General features: G+C 68.3%; 15 protein-coding genes. 10 read left to right on the plus strand and 5 right to left on the minus strand.

From position 1 onward, the window contains the following. Positions 1-26: 26 nt before the first annotated feature. The 5 genes from HMPREF2716_RS07450 to HMPREF2716_RS07470 all read right to left on the minus strand — a co-directional run bounded on the left by HMPREF2716_RS07450 (position 27) and on the right by HMPREF2716_RS07470 (position 8,983). Positions 27-2,297, minus strand: a complete 2,271-nt coding sequence (locus tag HMPREF2716_RS07450) for an OsmC domain/YcaO domain-containing protein (RefSeq protein WP_024082579.1) — start codon at positions 2,295-2,297, stop codon at positions 27-29. Positions 2,298-2,377: 80 nt separating this feature from the next. Then, entirely contained in the window at positions 2,378-2,704 is a 327-nt protein-coding gene (locus HMPREF2716_RS07455) for a DUF2149 domain-containing protein (RefSeq protein ID WP_003088238.1), read from the minus strand. Then, positions 2,704-3,180, minus strand: coding sequence for a MotA/TolQ/ExbB proton channel family protein (locus HMPREF2716_RS07460; protein WP_012614258.1), 477 nt, complete (start codon positions 3,178-3,180; stop codon positions 2,704-2,706). The genes HMPREF2716_RS07455 and HMPREF2716_RS07460 overlap by 1 nt, the downstream gene beginning before the upstream one ends. Then, on the minus strand, positions 3,177-7,022 hold the full coding sequence (cobN, locus tag HMPREF2716_RS07465; protein WP_023518591.1) for a cobaltochelatase subunit CobN: 3,846 nt from the start codon (positions 7,020-7,022) through the stop codon (positions 3,177-3,179). Before cobN ends, HMPREF2716_RS07460 begins: the two co-directional genes overlap by 4 nt. Beyond that, entirely contained in the window at positions 7,022-8,983 is a 1,962-nt protein-coding gene (locus HMPREF2716_RS07470) for a TonB-dependent receptor domain-containing protein (RefSeq protein ID WP_033863083.1), read from the minus strand. The genes cobN and HMPREF2716_RS07470 overlap by 1 nt, the downstream gene beginning before the upstream one ends. A gap of 167 nt (positions 8,984-9,150) precedes the next feature. Between HMPREF2716_RS07470 and HMPREF2716_RS07475 the strand changes: the two genes are divergently transcribed. The 10 genes from HMPREF2716_RS07475 (at position 9,151) to HMPREF2716_RS07520 (ending at position 20,453) form a co-directional block, all read left to right on the plus strand. Next, a complete protein-coding gene (locus HMPREF2716_RS07475) occupies positions 9,151-9,960 on the plus strand; it encodes a class I SAM-dependent methyltransferase (protein WP_003088221.1) in 810 nt (269 codons plus the stop codon). 157 nt (positions 9,961-10,117) lie between these two features. After that, complete coding sequence (locus tag HMPREF2716_RS07480; protein ID WP_017002232.1) at positions 10,118-12,145, plus strand: ribonucleoside triphosphate reductase; 2,028 nt, start codon at positions 10,118-10,120, stop codon at positions 12,143-12,145. A gap of 43 nt (positions 12,146-12,188) precedes the next feature. Beyond that, positions 12,189-12,335: an anaerobic ribonucleoside-triphosphate reductase gene (nrdD, locus tag HMPREF2716_RS07485; RefSeq protein ID WP_003088212.1), complete on the plus strand. Its 147-nt coding sequence runs from the start codon at positions 12,189-12,191 to the stop codon at positions 12,333-12,335. Next, complete coding sequence (locus HMPREF2716_RS07490) at positions 12,332-13,030, plus strand: anaerobic ribonucleoside-triphosphate reductase activating protein (protein ID WP_004343208.1); 699 nt, start codon at positions 12,332-12,334, stop codon at positions 13,028-13,030. Before nrdD ends, HMPREF2716_RS07490 begins: the two co-directional genes overlap by 4 nt. 193 nt (positions 13,031-13,223) lie before the next feature. After that, positions 13,224-14,624 (plus strand): NAD(P)/FAD-dependent oxidoreductase, encoded by a 1,401-nt coding sequence (locus HMPREF2716_RS07495; protein WP_003119176.1) that lies wholly within the window; start codon positions 13,224-13,226, stop codon positions 14,622-14,624. Between the two features lie 12 nt (positions 14,625-14,636). Then, positions 14,637-14,984: a cupin domain-containing protein gene (locus tag HMPREF2716_RS07500; protein ID WP_003088200.1), complete on the plus strand. Its 348-nt coding sequence runs from the start codon at positions 14,637-14,639 to the stop codon at positions 14,982-14,984. A 44-nt stretch (positions 14,985-15,028) separates the two neighbouring features. Continuing rightward, positions 15,029-16,261 carry an aromatic amino acid transport family protein gene (locus tag HMPREF2716_RS07505; RefSeq protein ID WP_003088197.1) on the plus strand — a complete coding sequence of 411 codons (1,233 nt, stop codon included), beginning with the start codon at positions 15,029-15,031 and terminating at the stop codon, positions 16,259-16,261. Positions 16,262-16,324: 63 nt separating this feature from the next. Further along, the gene (locus HMPREF2716_RS07510; protein WP_033937377.1) at positions 16,325-17,872 is read left to right on the plus strand and encodes a PucR family transcriptional regulator; all 1,548 of its coding nucleotides are present in this window, start codon (positions 16,325-16,327) and stop codon (positions 17,870-17,872) included. A 567-nt stretch (positions 17,873-18,439) separates the two neighbouring features. Further along, positions 18,440-19,666 carry a DUF2599 domain-containing protein gene (locus HMPREF2716_RS07515; protein ID WP_003112111.1) on the plus strand — a complete coding sequence of 409 codons (1,227 nt, stop codon included), beginning with the start codon at positions 18,440-18,442 and terminating at the stop codon, positions 19,664-19,666. Between the two features lie 106 nt (positions 19,667-19,772). Beyond that, on the plus strand, positions 19,773-20,453 hold the full coding sequence (locus HMPREF2716_RS07520; RefSeq protein ID WP_003117377.1) for a hypothetical protein: 681 nt from the start codon (positions 19,773-19,775) through the stop codon (positions 20,451-20,453).

Raw genomic sequence — 20,453 nt, forward strand, 5'->3', positions numbered from 1 at the left:
CTCGCGCCCTGACCTCGGCGCCCTCCTCACTTGCGCTTGCGGATCGCCATGCGCCGAGGCTTGAGACCGCCAGCCGCGGCAGCGCCGGCCTCGCCGTCGACCACGGGCTGCATCCTGGCTCGCGCCGCGTGCAGCTTCTTGTAGCTGTCGATCAGCCGCAGGTGCCGGTCGAGCCCTTCCAGCTTCATGCTGGTCGGGGTCAGGCCGAAGAAGCGCACGCTGCCGTCCACCGAGCCCAGCGCGGCGTCCATCCGCGCGTCGCCGAACATGCGGCGGAAATTGGCCTCGTAGTCGGCGATCTCCAGCTCGTCGTCGAGGAGGACCTCCAGCACCACGTTCAGCGCCTGGTAGAACAGGCCGCGCTCGACGCTGTTGTCGTTGTACTGGAGGAACGCCTCCACGCCTTCCTTGGCGTCTTCGAAGCGCTTCAGGGCGAGGCCGATGAGCACTTTCAGCTCGAGGATGGTCAGTTGGCCCCAGACCGTGTTGTCGTCGAACTCGACGCCGATCAGCGTGGTGATGTCGGTGTAGTCGTCCACCTCGCAGTCTTCCAGGCGCTCCAGCAACGCCCCGAGCGCTGCGTCGTCGAGGCGGTGCAGGTTGAGGATGTCCTCGCGGAACGCCAGGGCCTTGTTGGTGTTGTCCCAGATCAGGTCTTCCACCGGATAGATTTCCGAGTAGCCCGGCACCAGGATCCGGCAGGCCGTAGCGCCGAGGTGCTCGTACACCGCCATGTAGACCTGCTTGCCCATGGCTTCGAGGATGCCGAACAGGGTCGCGGCTTCCTCGGCGTTGGCAGCCTCGCCCTGCCGGGTGAAGTCCCACTCGACGAACGGGAAATCGGCCTTGGCGCTGAAGAAGCGCCAGGACACCACGCCGCTGGAATCGATGAAATGCTCGACGAAGTTGTTCGGCTCGGTCAGCGCATGGCTTTCGAAGGTCGGCTGGGGCAGGTCGTTCAGGCCTTCGAAGCTGCGCCCCTGGAGCAGTTCGGTCAGGCTGCGCTCCAGGGCCACCTCGAAGCTCGGGTGGGCGCCGAAGGAAGCGAACACGCCGCCGGTGCGCGGATTCATCAGGGTCACGCACATCACCGGGAATTCGCCGCCCAGCGAGGCGTCCTTGACCAGTACCGGGAAGCCCTGCTCTTCCAGGCCGCGGATCCCGGCGAGGATGCCCGGGTACTTGGCCAGCACCTCCGGCGGCACGTCCGGCAGCGCCAGCTCGCCTTCGAGGATTTGCCGCTTGACCGCACGCTCGAAGATCTCCGACAGGCACTGCACCTGCGCCTCGGCCAGGGTATTGCCGGCGCTCATGCCGTTGCTGAGGTAGAGGTTCTCGATCAGGTTGGAGGGGAAATACACCACCTGGCCGTCGGACTGGCGCACGAAGGGCAAGGCGCAGATACCGCGCTGCACGTTGCCCGAGTTGGTGTCGTACAGGTGCGAGCCGCGCAGCTCGCCGTCGGGGTCGTAGATCGCCAGGCAATGGCCGTCGAGCAGTCCCAGCGGCAGCGCATCGTCGCGGCCGGGCTTGAACCAGCGTTCGTCCGGGTAATGGACGAACGCCGCATTGGCGATCTCTTCTCCCCAGTACTGGTCGTTGTAGAAGAAGTTGCAGTTCAGCCGCTCGATGAATTCGCCCAGCGCCGAGGCCAGCGCGCTTTCCTTGCTCGCGCCCTTGCCGTTGGTGAAGCACATCGGCGACTGCGCATCGCGGATGTGCAGCGACCAGACGTTGGGCACGATGTTGCGCCAGGAGGCGATCTCGATCTTCATGCCGAGGCCGGCGAGGATGGCCGACAGGTTGGCGATGGTCTGCTCCAGCGGCAGGTCCTTGCCCGGGATGCGCGTGCAGCCGGCGGCATCGGTGCCGGGCATCAGCAGCGCCTGGGCGTCGGCATCGAGGTTGTCGACCTCCTCGATGACGAACTCGGGCCCGGTCTGCACCACCTTCTTCACCGTGCAGCGGTCGATGGAGCGGAGGATGCCCTGGCGGTCCTTCTCCGAGATGTCGGCCGGCAGTTCCACCTGGATCTTGAAGATCTGCCGGTAGCGGTTCTCCGGGTCGACGATGTTGTTCTGCGACAGGCGTATGTTGTCGGTGGGGATGTTGCGCGTCTGGCAGTACAGCTTGACGAAGTAGGCGGCACACAGCGCCGACGACGCCAGGAAGTAGTCGAACGGCCCCGGCGCGGAGCCGTCGCCCTTGTAGCGAATCGGCTGGTCGGCGATCACCGTGAAATCATCGAACCTGGCTTCCAGTCGAAGGTTATCGAGAAAATTGACCTTTACTTCCACGGCGAGCACCAAGAGAAACGGAAACCGGCCATTATCCGGGAACTCCGGGCAAAAGTCCCAGCTCTCCGCCGTACGCGTCGCTACTTGCCGGCCTCCCCGCCGCTCTCCGGCACGTAGATCATCCGTCCGTCGGCCAAGCGGTAGGTCACCCCGGCGCGGCTGCCCTGCCCTTCGCCGATCTCGCCGCTGGCCTGGTAGCGCTTCAGCTCCTTGCCGTCCTTGACCAGCATGCGCATGTCCGCCTCGCCGGGATTCTCGACCACCACCACCTTGTCCTGGCTGAACGGGTTGAGCGGGTTCTGCACGATGACGATCAGGAGGATGCCGATCACCACCAGGAACAGGTCGATCAGGTTGACCATCGAGAGGATCGGGTCGTCCGCCTCGTCGTGTTCGAGGAAGCGCATCAGCCGGCCTCCCGCGCACGTTCGACGGCGCGCAGTTCCTGGAGCAGCCAGCGGCGACGCACGGTAAGGATGAAGAAGGTGATGCTGGCGGCGACCAGGGCCAGGATCACCGCGGAAAACGCCACCACCAGGTTCTCGCCGATCCCCTGTGCGTCGTTGCGGGTCAGCGCCAGCAGTGCCGGCCCCATGGGGATCATGGTTGCCACCAGGCCGAGCATCGGCGCGCTGCGCGAGGTGATCCGCAGCCATTCCAGGCGCTGCATGATCCACAGTTCGAGATCGTCGCTGTTGCCGCCATGCAGCGCCTGCCAGGCCGCCAGGCGCGAGCGGTAGCGCCCGCGACGGCGCTGCCAGGCTTCCATGGCGAAGCCGCCGAGGGCGACGAAGGCGTAGGCCAGCGCGGCGAGGATCAACAGCAGCACCGGCTGCAGGAACAGGCGGGTGAGTTCGTAGAGGCTGGTTTCCAGACCATTCATGAGCGATTTTCCATCGGACGACGATTGACTACGGATTGCCGGACGGCGCCGGCGGCGAACAGCGCGAGCAGCACGGCGGCGGCCAGCCGGAGCCACGGCTGCGGCTCGCCGGACGGCGGCGGCGCGACTTCTTCGAGGACGCGGCCGCTGACCGTTTCGCCGGCACCGGACGCGGCCGCGCCCTCTGCCTGCGCCGCGGCCTCGCCGAAACCGCCGGCCATCCGTTCGATGAATTCACGGGTGGTCGCCGCGCCGACCTCGCCGGCGCCGGCGGCCGCCAGTTGCCGCCAGCGCTCGGCCAGTTCGCGGCGGGTCTGCTCGCTGGCGTCCCAGTAGCCCTTGCGGATGGCCTCGGCCATGCGCGCGATGATCTGCGCCTGGGCGGTCGGATTATGCGTTTCGAACCACGCGGCGAGACCCAGCTCGCGGCGGTCCATGACGAAGGTGTCGTGCAACGCCTGCCACTGGTCGGCGCGGACCATGGTGCGATCCGCCGCCTGCCAGCCCCACAGGTTGTTGGCCAGGTCGAGCATTTCCAGGCTGCCGGCGTAGCCCTCGCGCTGCATCGCGGCGATCCACTGCGGGCTGAGGTAGCGCCCGCGCAGCTCGCTGGCGAGGAACTGCGCGGCGGCCGTGGTGCGCGGCTGGCGCTGGCGCAGGTCGGCGATGTACAGCGCCGGGCTGGCGCCGTCGAGGTGGCGTACCGCCAGTGACAGGCCGCCGAGGTACTCGAACGGGTGGTCGGTGGAGAGCACGCCGTTGAGCGTCGAGGAGCGCGAGAGGATCGCCGCCTGTACGCCCTTCAACTGTTCGGCGAACAGGTTGCCCCCATCCAGCTTCACGCCCCAGTCGCGACTGCCATAGGCGTATTGCAAGCGCCCGAGGAACTGCTCGGCGAGCGCCGAGTCGTCGTCCCAGCGGGTGGAGTCGAGGGTCAGTTGCGTGACCCCGGTGCCGTAGTCGCCCGGCGCATTGCCGAACAGCCGCAGGCGCGACAGGCGCTGCGCCAGTGGCGCTTCGACGCCGCGTTCGCGCAGGCGCCGCTCCAGCGCTTGGCTGTTGCGCGCCAGCGGGTTGCCCGGCTCGTCCAGCGCGGCGAGGCGCTCGATGGCCTCGGCGAGCAGGCGCATGAAGCCGTCGAACTGGTCGCGGTAGACACTGGTCACCTGTAGCACCACGTCCACCCGTGGACGCCCCAGTTCCGCCGCCGGCACGATGTCCAGAGCCAGCAGGCGGCCACCGGCGTCCCAGCGCGGGCGCAGGCCGAGGGCGTGCAGCGCCTGGCTTTCGACGATGCCCAGGTGGCGCATGGTTTCCGACGACCAGAGGCTGAAGGCGAGCTTTTCCGGCGCCCTGCCCTGGTGCTCGGCGCGGTAGCTTTCCAGCAGTTGGCCGAAGGCCTCGGCGCCGGCTTCGTAGGCGGCGCGGGTCGGTACCTTGTCGGCCTCGAAGGCGAACAGGTTGCGCCCGCTGGGTACCTGCGGATTGCGGATCGGATCGCCGCCCGGCCCGGGCGCGACGAAGCGCCCGGCGAGGCCGGCGAGCAGCGCCTCCAGTTCGCCGGTGTCGGCGAGCTGGCGGTCCAGTTCGCGGGCGCGCAGCAACTGCTCGCGCAGGCGCGGATCGGCCACCTTGGCGATCTCGCCGCCGTCGCGCAGGTAGCGTTGCAGCGTGCGGTAGGCACGACCTTCCCGCAGCGCCCTGAAATCGGCGGCGAACAGTTCGTCGGGGTCGAGACCGAGCGCGCGGTAGTAGGGCTCGCCGAGCTGCTGCATGACGGTGCCCAGGCGCAGCTCCGGCGAGGCGGCGACACCGAAGGTGTGCAGCCCCAGCGGCATCGCCGAGCCGGCCAGTCGGTGCAGGTGGTCGTGGAGCACGCCGAGGAACGCCGGGAAATCCTCGCGCATCGCTGCCTCGCTCCAGCCCAGGTCGTCGTTCATGTGCGCCGCCCGCACCGCCGCGCGGATCTGCTCGGCGCTGCGTTCGCGCACCGCGCCCTCGTCCAGTTGCTGGTATTCGTGGATCAACTGGTGCAGGTCGCGCAGTTCGTCGTACAGCCCGGCCGGGGCGAACGACGGCGTCTGGTGGCTGACGGTGACCGCGCGCCCGCGCCGGCGCGCCTGGATCGCCTCGCCAACGTTGTCCTGGATGTACGGGTAGAACACCGGCAGGTCGCCGAGCGCCCGCAGCGGGTAGTCGCCCACCGCCAGCCCGCGGTCCTTGCCGGGTAGCCATTCCTGGGTGCCATGGGTGCCGAAATGGATCAGCGCGTCGGCGCCGAAACCCTCGCGGACGAACTGGTAGACCGCCAGGAAGAGATGGTCCGGCGGCACCGCGCTGTCGTGGTAGGCCTCGCCCGGACGGCCGGCACGCGGCGGCTGCGGCAACAGCAGCAGATTACCCAGGCGCGCCGCCGGGAACACGAAGCGTCGCTGGCCGTCGATATCGCGCAAGGCCCAATGTCGACGCGGGTCGCCCCAGCGCGCGCGCATCTCCTCGCGCAGGTCCGCCGGCAGCGCCTCGAACCAGTGCAGGTAGGCGTCCAGCGGCAGGCTCGCGGCGAGGCCGTCGCGATACAGCGCGTCCAGGGTCTGCGGCCGGTAGTAGCCGCCGAGCAGGCGCTGGGCGGTATCGATCAGCGCGCTTTCGTCGCTCGTCGCAACCCGGTAGCCGGCCGCCCGCAGCGCTTCGCCGAGACGGGCCAGGCTGGCCGGTACATTGAGATGCGAGGCGGCGACGTTCTTCTCGCCCTCCGGGTGGTTCCAGAACATCAGCGCCAGGTGCTTGTCCGCCGCCGGCAGGCGACGCAGGCGCAGCAGCCGGTCGAGCTTGTCCAGCAGGGCCTCGGCCTGCCCGGCCATCAGCTTCGGCTCGCCGTTCTCCAGGGCGCTGATCACCAGCGGATCGCTCATTCCCCAGGTTTCCGGCATGCCGAGGAAGGCCGCCGCGGTACGCGGCGCCACCCCGCTGGCGGCGGCCAGCCAGTCGGCCTCGTTGCCGTCGCGGTAGCCGAGGGTCTGCAATACCGGCACGTCCAGCGCGAGGAACTCGGCACGGCGCGCCGGGCCGTTCTGCAGGTGCTGCAGGTTGACCAGCGCCTGGACATCGGCGCCAGCGAAGGACTTCCTCAACGCCTCCGGATCGCTGTCGTCGAACCACACCGCCAGCGGCGCCTGGCCGTGCCGCTCGCTACGCCGCAACAGTTCGTCGATGGCGCCGGTCTGGGCGTCGGCGATGGCGCCGCGCGGGATCAGGAAGGCGATGCGCGGGGCATCGCTGGCCCAGCGCGAGGCGCCCCAGGCGAGGTAGTCGGCGAGGCCGGCGAACGGCGCCGGTGCGTCGGGATGATAGAAGCCGGCCTGCGCCAGGGGCTGCGGCGCCGGCAACGCGTCGACGGGCAGGCCGGCATGCCAGCGTCGGACCGCCTCGAACAGCCGGCGCAGGTTGGCTTCGCCGCCGTTCGCGTAGTAGCCGACCAGGCGCCCGCCCAGCGCCGCCGGCAGGTTGCCGAAACCCGGCGGACCGCCGCCGACGCGGATCCAGGGTTGCGTCCCGCCTTGCAAGCGCTCGCCCAGCGCCTCCTCGACCTGGGCGCGATCGGTCGGCCGCGGCGTGTCGAGGATCAGCAGGTCGCCGCCGTCCAGCCACTCGCCGGGCGGCGCCTCGCCGATGCCGAGGCGCAGGCCGCGCAACTCGACACCGGCCTCGCGCGCCCAACCGGCTAGGCGCTGGTGCTTGCCCGGGAGGACGAAATCGCTGCTGAGCAGACGCACCTGGGCCGGCTCCGCCCAGGCACAGAGACTGGCCAGCAGCGCGCCGCAGAAGAGTAGCGAACGGCGCATCAGAAGCTCGCCACCAGACCGAGATGGAAAGTCCGCCCAGGTTCGGCATAGGTGAAGTGCGTGTCGTCGTCGGCCAGGCGCTGGTCGCCAAGGTTCTCGATGCCGCCGCGCAGCGTCAGGTTCTCGCTGAGTTTCTGGCTCAGCTCCAGGTGCCAAAGGCTGTAGGCCGGCAAGGCATAGCCGACGTTGCTGCTGTAGGCCACCTGGCTGCCGACGTATTCGGTGCGCAACTGGGCGCTGAAGCGGGCATTGGGGCTCCAGCGCAATTGGCTGTTGGCGAGGTGCCGGGAGCGATCGCCGAGGCGCTGGCCGGCGGTGCGGTTGCGCGCGTCGAGGTAGGTGTAGTTGAGTTCCCAGCGCAGGTCCGCCGGCAGGTCCACGCCGCCGCCCAGCTCGAGGCCGCGGATCCGTGCCCTGTCGACGTTCTCGTAGTTGCGTATCTCGCCGCCGCGCACCCCGCAGCGCGCTACGCAGACGGTCTGGATCAGGTCGCGGACATCGTTCTCGAACACCGTGCCCTTCAGCGACCAGCCATCGCCCTGGTAGTCGGCGCCCAGTTCGTAGGACGTATTGGTCTCCGGCTTCAGGTCGGGATTGCCGTAGATGGTGAAGCGCCCGCCGCCACCGACCGCCGCATACTCCGGCGATAGCTGCTTCAGGCTCGGCGCCTTGTAGCCGCGGCCGACGCCGGCGCGCAGGGTCAGCGCATCGGAAAGGTGGTGCAGCAGGTACAGGCGCGGACTGCTTTCCCAGCCGAACGCCTCGTGCTTGTCGAAGCGGCTGCCGAGGGTCAGCGACCAGTCCGGGCCGAAGGCGATCTCGTCCTGCAGGAACAGCGCCTTGTGTCGCGCGCTGGCGTCGCCGGCGGTATTCACCGAGCGATCCTCCAGTTCTTCCTTGCGCCATTCGCCGCCGAGGGTGAAGAGATGTCGCTCGAAGGCCGGCACGCTGAGGTGGCCGTCGACCACGCTGTCGGTAAGCCGCTGCGGGTTGCTCGGCGGTTGTCCGTCGGAACGCGCGTTGTGCCGCTCCAGGCGGTTGCGGTAGGTGCGCAGCTGGCTGCTGCCCCAGTCCCACTGGCCATTGTGGGCGAGCGACCAGCGCTCGCGTTCGATCACGTCGCGCGACTCGTAGTAGCGCGAGCGCGGCCCTCCGGTCTCGCTGTTGCGCCAGCGTCGTTCGCGCCCGCGCTGGTGGCCGAGGTCGATGCGCTGGGCGTCGTCCGGGGTCCAGCTGAGGTTCAGCCCACCGCTGTCGGCGTTGCCGCCTTCCAGCTCGGAGAGTCGGCGCTCATCGGCGTCCGGGGTTTCCTGCTGGCGGCGGCTCTCGCCGTTCAGGGCGAGGCCCAGCTTGCCGGGCACCAGCGGCCCGGCGAGATAGGCGCCGAGCTGGTGGCTCTGCCCGCCGAGGCCGTCCTCGCGCACGCCGCCATCGAGCAGACCGCTGCCCGTCCAGGTATCGGTGGCGCGCCGGGTGATCACGTTCACCACCCCGCCGAGGGCTTCCGAACCGTAGAGCGAGGACATCGGTCCGCGTACCACCTCGATACGCTCGATGCTCTCCACCGGCACCCAGCCGAGGTCGAAGTCGGAATGGGCGATGGCCCCGGACGAGGTGGAGATCCGCTGGCCGTCCACCAGCACCAGGGTGTGCTCGCTGGACATGCCGCGAACGCTGATGCCCCGCCGGGACATGCCGACGCCGTTGAACTGCAGGCTTTCCGAACCGCGCAGGGCTTCCTGCAGGTCGCGCACCGGGCGCCGCCGCAGGTCCTCGACGGCGATCAGCGAAACGCTGGCCGGGGCGTCGCGCAGCTTGCGCTCGGTAGTGGTGGCGCTGACCACGGTCGGCTCCAGGTCGACCGGCGCGGCCAGCGCCAGGCAGGGAAGCAGGTAGAGGAACGGCACGGCGCGGGCCAGCCGCAGCGGAGGAAGACGGTGCGGGGAGGAATGGGGGGTCATGGTCGGCAGGTATGAATTATGAATATTTATAAGTTATAACATAACATTTCTTCGAATGAAGAATGCCCGCCGTTTCTTCTTCATCGAGGCGAGGGAACGTCTCGCTCGCCGTATCCCTCGAAGCACAGGACCCCACTCTCAACCGGGCATGCCCCCCTGGAGGAAAGATGACCGCAACCGAGCAGATCATGGCGCTCCTCGAACGCTGGGACCGCCAGCAGGAGGGCTACATCCGCCAGCGCGAGGAGCGCTACGAGGCGATGTTCCAGTTGCTCGAAGACCTCTTCGGCCGCGACGGGCGCTTCACCGCCATCGACGCCGCCTGCGGCCCGGGCTCCCTCGGCCGGCGCCTGCTCGAACGCTTCCCGGCGGCGCGGGTGGTGGCGCTGGACGCCGACGTCATGCTGCTGGAGATCGCGCGTACGGCGCTGGCCGGTTTCGCCGAGCGGGTCCGCGTGGTGGAGTGCGACCTCACCGATCCAGGCTGGACCGAACGGGTCGCCGAAGCGCGCGAGTCCCTCGCCGGCGAACGGCCCGCGGCGCTGCTCTCTTCCACCGCGTTGCACTGGCTGTCGCCCGCCGAACTCGCCGGGTTCTACGCCCAGGCCGGCGAGCTGCTCGCCCCCGGCGGCGTGCTGCTGAACGCCGACCACATGCGCTACGACCGACGCTGGCCGGGACTCGCGGAATTGTCCCGGAAGCACCGCGAGCGGGTCCTCCAGGCGTCCGTGGCCAGCGGCGCGGACAGTTGGGAAGACTGGTGGCAACGCGCCGCGCAGATCCCCCGGCTGGCCCCGCTGAAGGCGCAGCGCGACGCCCATTTCGCGCGGCGCCCGCTCAGGCGCGCCAGCGAAGACGAAGACTGCTCGCTCGATTTCCATCTCGCCGCCCTGCGCCAGGCGGGTTTCGCCGAGGCCGCCACGGTCTGGCAGCAGTTGGACAACTACGTCGTCTTCGCCCGCCTCGCCCAGGCCTGATACGCCGTCACCCGGGCACGGGGAATACCTCCAATGGAACCCGGGCAATCCGCCGGACGTTGACGCAGATCAACGCCGGCTCGGCATCGCTCGCCAGAATCCACAACATCTTGTTGTTTTTCAAAATCAAAACACATCATGTTGTGGAGAAGTTGAAATGACCCAGCCCCGGAAGGCTACCTGGCCGGCCACCCTGCTCAAGCGCAACGGACGTGAAGTCCCTTTCGATCCCGGCAAGATCGAACGCGCCATCGCCGCCGCCGGCCAAGCCACCGGCGAGTTCGACCCGCAGCAGGCGCAGGCGCTCGCCGAACGCGTGGTGGAACGCCTGCCGGAACGCGCCTGCCTGGATATCGAACGGGTCCAGGACCTGGTCGAACGGGTGCTGATGGAGGCCGGCCACTACCCCACGGCGCGCGCCTACGTGGTCTACCGCGAACGCCACGGCCGGCTGCGCCGCGAGCGCAAGACCCTGGTGGACGTCGCCGCGTCGATGAACGAATACCTGTCCCGCGAGGATTGGCGGGTGCGCGCCAACGCCAACCAGGGCTATTCCCTCGGCGGGCTGATCCTCAACGTATCCGGCAAGGTCACCGCGAACTACTGGCTGGATGAGGTCTACGATGCCGACATTGCCGCCGCCCACCGCGACGCCGACCTGCATATCCACGACCTCGACATGCTCGCCGGCTATTGCGCCGGCTGGTCGCTGCGCACCTTGCTGAACGAAGGCCTGAACGGCGTGCCGGGGCGGGTCGAGGCCGGTCCGCCGAAGCACCTGGGCAGCGCCCTGGGGCAGATGGTCAACTTCCTCGGCACCCTGCAGAACGAGTGGGCCGGGGCCCAGGCCTTCAGCTCCTTCGATACCTACCTGGCGCCCTACGTGCGCAAGGACCGCCTCGACTACGCCAGCGTGCGCCAGGCCCTCCAGGAGTTCATCTACAACCTCAACGTGCCGTCGCGCTGGGGCACCCAGACGCCCTTCACCAACCTGACCTTCGACTGGGTCTGCCCGGACGACCTGCGCGACCAGGTGCCGCGCATCGGCGGCGAGGAGATGCCCTTCGCCTACGGCGAGCTGCAGGCCGAGATGGACCTGATCAACCGCGCCTACATCGAGGTGATGCAGGCCGGCGATGCCCACGGCCGGGTATTCACCTTCCCGATCCCGACCTACAACATCACCCACGACTTCCCCTGGGACAGCGACAACGCCACGCGCCTGTTCGAGATGACCGCGCGCTACGGCCTGCCCTACTTCCAGAACTTCCTCAACTCGGACATGCAGCCCAACCAGGTGCGCTCGATGTGCTGCCGCCTGCAACTGGACGTGCGCGAACTGCTCAAGCGTGGCAACGGCCTGTTCGGCTCGGCGGAGCAGACCGGCTCGCTGGGCGTGGTGACGATCAACTGCGCGCGCCTGGGCTATCGCCACCGTGGCGACACCGCCGGCCTCTACCGCCAGCTCGACCACCTGCTCGAACTCGCCTTCGCCAGCCTGGAGCTGAAGCGCAAGGTGATCCAGCAGCACATGGATGCCGGCCTCTATCCCTACACCCGACGCTACCTGGGTACCCTGCGCAACCATTTCTCCACCATCGGCGTGAACGGCCTGCACGAGATGGTGCGCAACTTCAGCGACGACCGCGAGGGACTGCACAGCGAAGCCGGGCGCGAGATGGCCCTGGCCCTGCTCGATCACGTGCGCGCGCGGCTGGTGGGTTTCCAGGAGGACAGCGGGCACCTCTACAACCTGGAAGCCACGCCCGCCGAGGGCACCACCTATCGCTTCGCCCGCGAGGACCGCAAGCGCTATCCGCGCATCCTCCAGGCCGGCACGCCGGAGGCGCCCTACTACACCAACTCCTCGCAACTGCCGGTGGGCTTCACCGACGACCCGTTCGAGGCGCTGGAGCTGCAGGACGCCCTGCAATGCAAGTACACCGGCGGCACCGTGCTGCATCTCTACATGGCCGAGCGGATTTCCTCCGCCGAAGCCTGCAAGACCCTGGTGCGCACCGCCCTCGGTCGCTTCCGCCTGCCGTACCTGACCGTCACCCCCACCTTCTCGATCTGCCCGCGGCACGGCTACCTGGCCGGCGAGCACGAGTTCTGCCCGAAGTGCGACGAGGAGCTGCTGCAACGCTCCACGCCCAAGAGCTGTTGCGGCGGCTGCGGCGGTTGAGTCGCCTGTCGTTCCTTTCATCCACCAGCAAGGAGTACCACCGATGAACCCCAACCAGTTGCCCGAAGGCCAGCGCCAGCGCTGCGAAGTCTGGACCCGCGTGATGGGCTACCACCGTCCCGTGGCAGCGTTCAATGCCGGCAAGCAGTCCGAGCATCGCGAACGCCGCCATTTCCGCGAGACGCGATGAGCGCCACGCTCAGGGTCGGGGGCCTGGTGCCCCTGACCACCCTCGACTACCCCGGCCTGCTCGCCTGCGTGCTGTTCTGCCAGGGCTGCGCCTGGCGCTGCCGCTACTGCCACAACCCGGAACTGATCGCGCCGCGCGGCGCGGAGGAAATCCCCTGGCCACGCCTGCTCGAATTCCTCCGCCGACGCCAGGGCCTGTTGCAGGCGGTGGTCTTCAGCGGCGGCGAGGCGACCCTGCAGGCGGCCCTCGGCGACGCCATGCGCACGGTCCGCGAACTGGGCTTCCGCGTCGGCCTGCACAGCGCCGGCATCAACCCCCGCGCCTTCGCCCGGGTGCTGGCGCAGAGCGACTGGGTGGGCTTCGACGTCAAGGCGCCGGCCGAGGACGTCGCCGCCATTACCGGCGTGGACGGCAGCGGCGCGGCCAACTGGCGCAGCCTGGAATGCCTGCTGGACAGCGGCGTGGCCTACGAATGCCGGACCACGGTGCACTGGCGCTTGTTCGATAGCGAACGCCTCTGGCGCCTGGCGACGCGCCTGCGCGCGATGGGCGTGGAGCGCTTCGCCGTACAACTGGCGCGCCCGGCCCGCCAGCTCGATCCGCAGCTTCTCGCGAAGCCCGCGCCGCAGGGCGCTGCGCAGCTATGGCGAGAACTGGAAGAGCTGTTTCCCGCCTTCGAACTGCGCGACGCCTGAGCCTCCGGTTCAGCGGCGCCGCTCGGGCCTGCCAGCTCGCTCGGACAGGGCGGGCAGTCCCGACCACGCCTGTCCTTCACAAGACTCATACGATCGTACGAGAGCACCTCCTCGATTCCTAGTTGCGTCCAATTGTCGCGGACGGCGCCGCTCGCCACCCTTGCTCCAGATTCAGCGACCCCGGACCCGCGCCATGAAACTCACGCTCACCCCTCCCCTGACCCCCAGCCACTGGATGCGCTCGACCGACCTGGCCGACGCCGCCAGCGCCCCCCTCGTCGGCACCCACTCGGCGGACGTGGCGATAGTCGGCGGCGGTTTCGTCGGGCTCTGGACCGCCATCACCCTCAAGCAACTGGAGCCGGACGCACGGGTCCTGCTGCTGGAGCAGGACGTCTGCGGCGGCGGCGCTTCCGGCAGGAACGGTGGTTTCGTGATGTCCTGGTGGCCGAAGATCGGCACCTTGCTGGGCTTCTGCAGCGAGGCGCAGGCGCGCTTCCTTGGCGAAAGCGCGGAGCGGGCGATCCAGGAACTCGGGGAGTTCTGCGCGCGGCATGACATCGATGCGCACTTCCAGCAGAAGGGCTGGCTGTGGACCGCCACCACGGCGCACCACCTCGACGCCTGGAACGATACCCTCGCCGCCTGCGAACGGCTCGGCGTCAGTCCCTTCGAACGCCTCGACGCCAGCGAAGTGGCACGCCGGACCGGTTCGCCGGTGCATCTCGCCGGGGTCTTCGAGCGCAGCAATGCCACCGTGCAACCAGCCTTGCTGGTGCAAGGCATGCGCCGCGTGGCGCTGGCCCTCGGCGTGGAAATCCACGAGCGTTGTGGCGTCAGCCAGATCGTTCCCGGCCAGCCGGCACAGCTGCTGAGCGCCGGGGCCCGGGTCCAGGCCAAGGCGGTGGTTCTCGCGACCAACGCCTGGTCGGCCGCCCTGCCCAGGCTCTCCAGGCTGATCGTGCCGGTGAACAGTTCCATCGCGGTTACCGAGGCGATACCGCAACGGCTGGAGCGAATCGGCTGGACCGGCGGGGAAGCCATCACCGATTCCCAACTGATGGTGGACTACTACCGCACCACCCGCGACGGGCGCATCGCCTTCGGCAAGGGCACCGGCGCCATCAGCTACGGCTCGCGCATCGGCCGGGTATTCGACGTCGACCGGGAGAGCCTGGCCCTGACCGAGGCCGACTTCCGCCGCACCTATCCCTCGCTAGGCGACATCCCGCTGGTCGACGGCTGGTCCGGCCCCATCGACCGTACCTACGACAGCCTGCCGGTCTTCGGCCGCCTGCACGAGAACATCCACTACGGCATCGGCTGGAGCGGCAACGGCGTGGGACCGAGCCGCCTGGGCGGGCGGATCCTCGCCAGCCTCGCCCTCGGCCGCGACGACCCGTGGAGCCGTTGTCCGCTGGTAGAACGCCGCTGCCGGAGCTTCCCCCCCGAGCCGCTGCGCTACCTGGGTGGCTCCCTGGTGCGCAACGCCGTCCTGCGCAAGGAACGCGCGGAACTCGCCGGTACCGCGCCCTCGGCCACCGACCGCTTTCTCGCGCGCTTCGCCCCCGCCGGCCTTGAAGACAAATCCTGAGGAGCCCATGGCATGAACCCTTCGCTCATCCGTCTCGACGACGAAAGTCCTTTCACCTCGCCCACGCCCGTCGGCCAGCCCCTGGGCGAACCGGTAGCCCTGACCCGTACCGCGGCCCACCGCCCGCTCGCCGACGGCAACGGCGTGACCGGCATCTGGGAATGCACCCCGGGGCGCTTCCGCCGACAGGTCGAGCAGGCCGAGTACAGCTACATCGTCAGCGGTGAAGGTCGCTTCACCCCCGACGAAGGCCAGGCCGTGGAGTTTCGCGCCGGCGACGCGCTCTATTTCGCCGCTGCCACCCAGGGCACCTGGGACATCCGCCAGACCGTGCGCAAGACCTACCTGATCTTCGACTGACCCCGAAGAACCGAACTCCACCGCCCTGACAGAGGAAACAAGAAATGGGTATGCGAGAAGCGAACGACAACGCATCGGGCCTCAAGGCCCATCCCCTGGGCTCGCTCGAGACGATCGCTATCATCATCGGCACCAACATCGGCGCCGGCGTGCTGAGCATGGCCTACGCCGCCCGCAAGGTCGGCTACGTGCCGTTGCTGGTATGCCTGGCCCTGACCTGCCTCTTCTGCATCGTCACCATGCTCTACGTGACCGAAGCCTGCCTGAGAACCCGCGGCAACAACCAGCTCAGCGGCCTCTCCCGGCGTTACCTGGGTCCGCTCGGCGGCTGGCTGATCTTCATCGCGGTGGCGGCCAACAGCTACGGGGCCCTGGTCGCCTACATGACCGGCAGCGGCAACATCATGCTCGAGTTCTTCGGCCAGTACGGCCTCACGCGCGAGGTCGGCAGCCTGATCTTCTTCGTCCCCTCGGCGCTGGTGCTCTACCTGGGCCTGAAGGCGCTCGGCGTGGGCGAGAAGCTGATCAGCGCCGGCATGGTGGCCATCGTCTGCATCCTCATCGGCGCTACCCTGATGCACGACGACGCCCGTCTCGCCCACCTTTGGCAGAGCCAGTGGCAATACGTGGTTCCAGTGTTCAACCTGGCGGTCTTCGTGTTCGGCGCGCAGTTCCTGGTTCCGGAGCTGGTGCGCGGCAACCTGGCAACCCCCGGGCGCGTGCCGCGCCTGATCGTGGTCGGCATGCTGCTGACCTTCCTGCTGGTGGCGGCCATTCCTGCCTCGGTCATCGCCCTGGTCGGCCCCGACAACCTCAGCGAGGTGGCGACCTTGAGCTGGGGACGCTCCCTCGGCCAATGGGCCTACTACGTGGCGAACACCTTCGCCTTGCTGGCGATGCTGACCTCCTACTGGGGACTCGGCGGGTGCCTGTTCACCAATATCTTCGACCACTTCCGCCTGGGCAGCGAAACCAACCGGCGCAAACGCCTGGCGGTGCTCGCCGCGGTCTCGGTCCCGCCGTTCCTGCTGGCCTATGCGGGGCTCGGCGGCTTCGTGAACGCGCTGTACTTCGCCGGTACCTTCGGCGGCGTACTGATGGGCATCATCCCCATCCTCCTGCTCAACGCGGCGCGGCGCCACGGCGACCAACTGCCGGCATTCAGCTGCGGCTGGTATGCCCATCCGCTGATACAGGGGCTGATCGTCCTGGTGTTCGCCTCCAGCGGGGTCTACGCGATCGCCTCGGCACTGGGGATGCTGCCCGCCAGTTGGTGACAGGGCGCGCTGCCTGCGCCCGGGGCGATTACACTGAAGGCCCATGCCTGGAGTTTCCTGGACATGCCGCAGAGCATCCGCCACCTGATCGCCCTCCCCGAACTCCGTTCGCGCCTGCTGAGCGGAGCCGGCGGCCTCGACCGCCCGGTTCGCTGGGCGCATGTCTGCGAACTCGACGACCCCACCGAATGGCTCGGCGAGGGTGACCTGCTGATGACCACCGGGCTGGGCATACCGAGCGACGCCGAGCGGCAACGGCGTTACGTCCGAAGACTGGCCGAGGCCGGCCTGGCAGGCATGATGATCGGCGAGAACATGGAAGCCCCGAGCGACCTCGATGCCCTACGCGAGACGGCCGAGGCCCTGGGCTTCCCGTTGATTCTCACCCACTACGGCGTCCCTTTCGCCGCCGTGACCCGGGCCATCGTCGATGCGGGACAGAAAGACGAATACGAGCGCCGCAACGCCCTGGCCCGGATATACGAAAGCGCCCGGTTGAGCATGCAGGGACTGGGCCTGCCGGCGCTGCTGCAACGCCTCGGCAAGGACGTGCGAAGCAGCCTCTACCTCATCGTTCCCGACACCCTGGCGGCCTGGCAGCCAGGCCTGCCAGGGCTGCCCGTGGAGTTGGCCGACGCGCTGCGCAACCGCCGTCGCGAGCAGGCGGAGCCGCAGCCAATGGTCCTTCGCCATCCGCTCGCGGAAGGCGAAGCGCTCAGCATCGGCATTCCTTCCGACCGGAACTGCCTGCTGATAGCCCTGGGCGAGCGGCTGCCGGACTACAGTCTCCTGCACCACCTGACGGCAGTGCTCGGCATAGAGATCGAACGGCTGCGCGTCGAAAGCGAACGCCACCTGCGCCTGGGTTCGGAATTGCTCGACGACCTGCTGCAACGACGGCTATACCGGGAACAAGCCGAGGAGCGGCTGGAGGAACTGCTGCCCGGGCTCGATCTCGACGATGCAGTCGTTTCCGTGGCAAGTTCCGAGGGGCTCGCGACCGACCCTATCGGTCTTTTCCGGGGCCACGACTCACGCCTGCTGGTTCGCGCGCAAGGCCAGGAAATCATTCTGCTGCACCAGGCCGGCCTCGCCTCGACACTGCAGGAAGCCCTGGACAGCTCGCTGGGCGTGAGCGCCCCGCTCCGTCGTGCCGAACGTTGCGCCGAGGCCTTGCGCGAAGCGCGTCTGGCCCTGGCCCACAGCCATTCCCGGCGACCGTTGTGTCGCTACGCGGAACTGGACGACGAGGCGCCCTGGCTACCCAGAAGCCTCGCCGAGGCCGAGCGGGCGTTCCGTCTGGTCCTCGGCGCCCTCCACGACTATGACGCGGCCAATGGCTCCGCACTGCTACACACGCTGCAGGTCTTTCTCGAGGAAAACAGGTCCTGGTTGAACGCCGCGCAGCGGCTACACATACACAAGCAGAGCCTGGTCTACCGGATACGCCGCATCGAGGAAATCAGCGGTCGCTCGCTGGACAGCACCGCCGATGTGGCGACCCTCTGGTTCGCCTTGCAGGCAACCCGGCTGTCGCCGGAAGCGAGGGGCAGGACGGCGAAGGGCAGCCTCCTGGAGCAGTCCGCGCACCATGGCGGCGACATGGACTGACGGCGGAGCCCGATACCTGGCGCTTGCAGGGCGACGCCGCCGCCAACAGGCGCGGCCAGGAACGGTTGCCTGGCAGCGGCGTGGCCTGTGGATGCCGGACCACGGTGCATCGCAGCGAGCGCCGTTGCGAATGCATTAATCCCCCTTGCTAGCTAGCCACCCCGCCGCTGGAGCGGCGCGGCCCGCGCTTCTAGGCTCGAACGGTAAGACGGAAGCCCATCGGCGCGGCGCAAAGGAGGCCTGCGATGCGTAACGGAATCGACGCTGTATCCGCCCCGCTACCCACCCTGTTCGTATCTCCGCCGGCGGTCTTCACCGCCTCCCTCGAGCGACTTCCCCCACGCGCTCGGCAGGCCCCCGCCGCCCAGCGCCCGCCGGGGTCACCCGGCATTCCCGACAGCGTCCGCTTGCAGACTGGCGCCGCCACGTCCCACTGACGTCCCAACGCCGACGGCCATGCCGTCGCAAGCGCTTCATCCCCCGCGATCCGCCCGTCGCGCTCGTCCCCATCGGGACCAACCGGGCCGCCCCCGGCCCGCTCCTTCGAACCTGCGTGGAGTCCATCCCATGAACGGAAGCAGATCCACCTTTCTCTACCTTCTCGCCGCCGCCGGCCTGGCGCTGACACCCGCGGCCCAGGCCGACCGGGGCAACGACGTGGTCGCCCGGCTCAACCAGTTGTACAACGACACCCGCCAGGATTGCGGCGGACCGTCGAAGCCGGCATTCCTCTGTTCCGGCGTGCTGTTCCGCGCCACCTGGCCTTCGACCGACTACATGTTCTACAGCATCAGTCCGAAGAGCCAGAAAAGCGGCGGCGTCTCCGCCTCCTACCTGCGCAAGGACGCCAAGTACCGCAAGCTCGCCTATGGCCTGAAGAGTGGCTTCATCTTCGACACCATCTTCGGTAATCCGAAGGACCACCAAGACTATGCGGTGCTCTGTTCCTTCCCCATCGACGCCGCCACCGACGACCGCGCCCAGCAGGGTTGCACCGATTCGCGGCGCACGCCGAACAGCGTCGAGAAGTCCTGCCAGGACATCAACGTCAGCACCGCCGAGCAGTGGGCGGCGAACTACCGGCAGAACCGCGGCGACCATTCGCGGCAGTGCTCCTTCGACGTCCGCGACGAGCGCAATACCGCCGCCGGCCCGGCCTTCTACCAGAGCATCCGGGCGATGGCGCAGATCGCCGACGAATCCTTCACCACCCAGAACGAACTGCGCCTGGCCAAGTGGGAGGAAAACCCGCCGAAGTCGCCGTCGATCCTCGCCGCGTTCTACACCGAGGACGCCGGCCTGGAGGGCGCTCGGCTCAACCAGATCCAGTGGTATCAGTCGGTCCAGGCATTCCTCCCGATCATCAACATGCGACTGCCGCAGACCCGCCAGCAGGACGCGCAGTTCGCCTACGACGGGCGTAAGCAGGCGATCTACCCGACCAGCGAGAAGAATGCCTGCGAGCGCTATGTGGAAAGCGCCACCTGGGTGGAGCGCGACGATCCGGGCTTCAGGAAGAAGATCATGACCCTGGAAGTGGTACCGACCGATTGCGGGCGCAAGATCCAGGACAACCAGACCAACAATTTCTTCAACGAACTGGTGGTCGACCACTACCTGGACAGCGAATGGAAGGACAACCCGGACAACCGCGACAGCAATATCGGCAGCATGCGCCGACAACTGGTCTGCCACTTCAACGTCGCCCGCAACAAGCCCGAGTGGAACCTGGAACCCTCGCGGCCGTACACCTCCAACGAGGACTCCATCGCCAAGGGCTGCAATAACACCTGAGGCCGCTCCGCGGGGGCGCTACGGCGTCCCCTGCGAACAGTGATATGGCCTTTTGATATCACACGCTCTACCATGCCGTCTTTCCAAGCCGCCAGGGAACGAACGCATGGCTTTCGATGCCGCCCGCTATGTCCACCGCTACTACGCCAGCCTAGCGCCCGCCCCGGGCAACGAATACCCGCGCCTGAGGGCCTGGGAGTACCTCTGGGAGTATGTCTGGGACCCCAGTTGCAGCTGGGACGACCTGACCGCCCCCGAACAGCTCGACACCACCGCCCTGCACCTGGGTTTCTACCTGGCCAACTGGGGCATGTTCCGTGGCTCCTCGGGACTGCTGCAGAACAGCAACCTGGACCTGATGAAAGCGCTGGCCCGGCAGCTCTTCAGCGGTGCCGGACCGGAACTCTTCGAGCTGTCCCTGGTGGATTTCGCCGGCAACGGCGCGCGCCTGGCGCACAACCGCAAGCTGCTGGAAACGGTACTCGGGTCGATGGACGCCCTCAGCAGCCGGGTGAGCTGGACCGACACCCTGAAGAGCAAGATCCTGCTCGGCGTCTGGGGCGAGTTTCCCGCCCTCGACCGCCACTACGTGGCCGCCTGTCGCGCGCTGTATCCACGCCGGGGCCTGACGAGCGTCAACGGCGGGACCCTCACCGCGCTGCACCGCCTGATCGGCGAAGAAAGGCTGTCGTTCCCGCGCCTGGAGACCGCCCGCAAGGGGCTCCTCTACCCCACCGGGCGCCTGGCCGACATGGCTTTCTTCCAGTACGGCCTGGAAAACGCCTGA

It is taken from the genome of Pseudomonas sp. HMSC076A11, from assembly GCF_001810205.1.
GTDB lineage: Bacteria > Pseudomonadota > Gammaproteobacteria > Pseudomonadales > Pseudomonadaceae > Pseudomonas > Pseudomonas aeruginosa.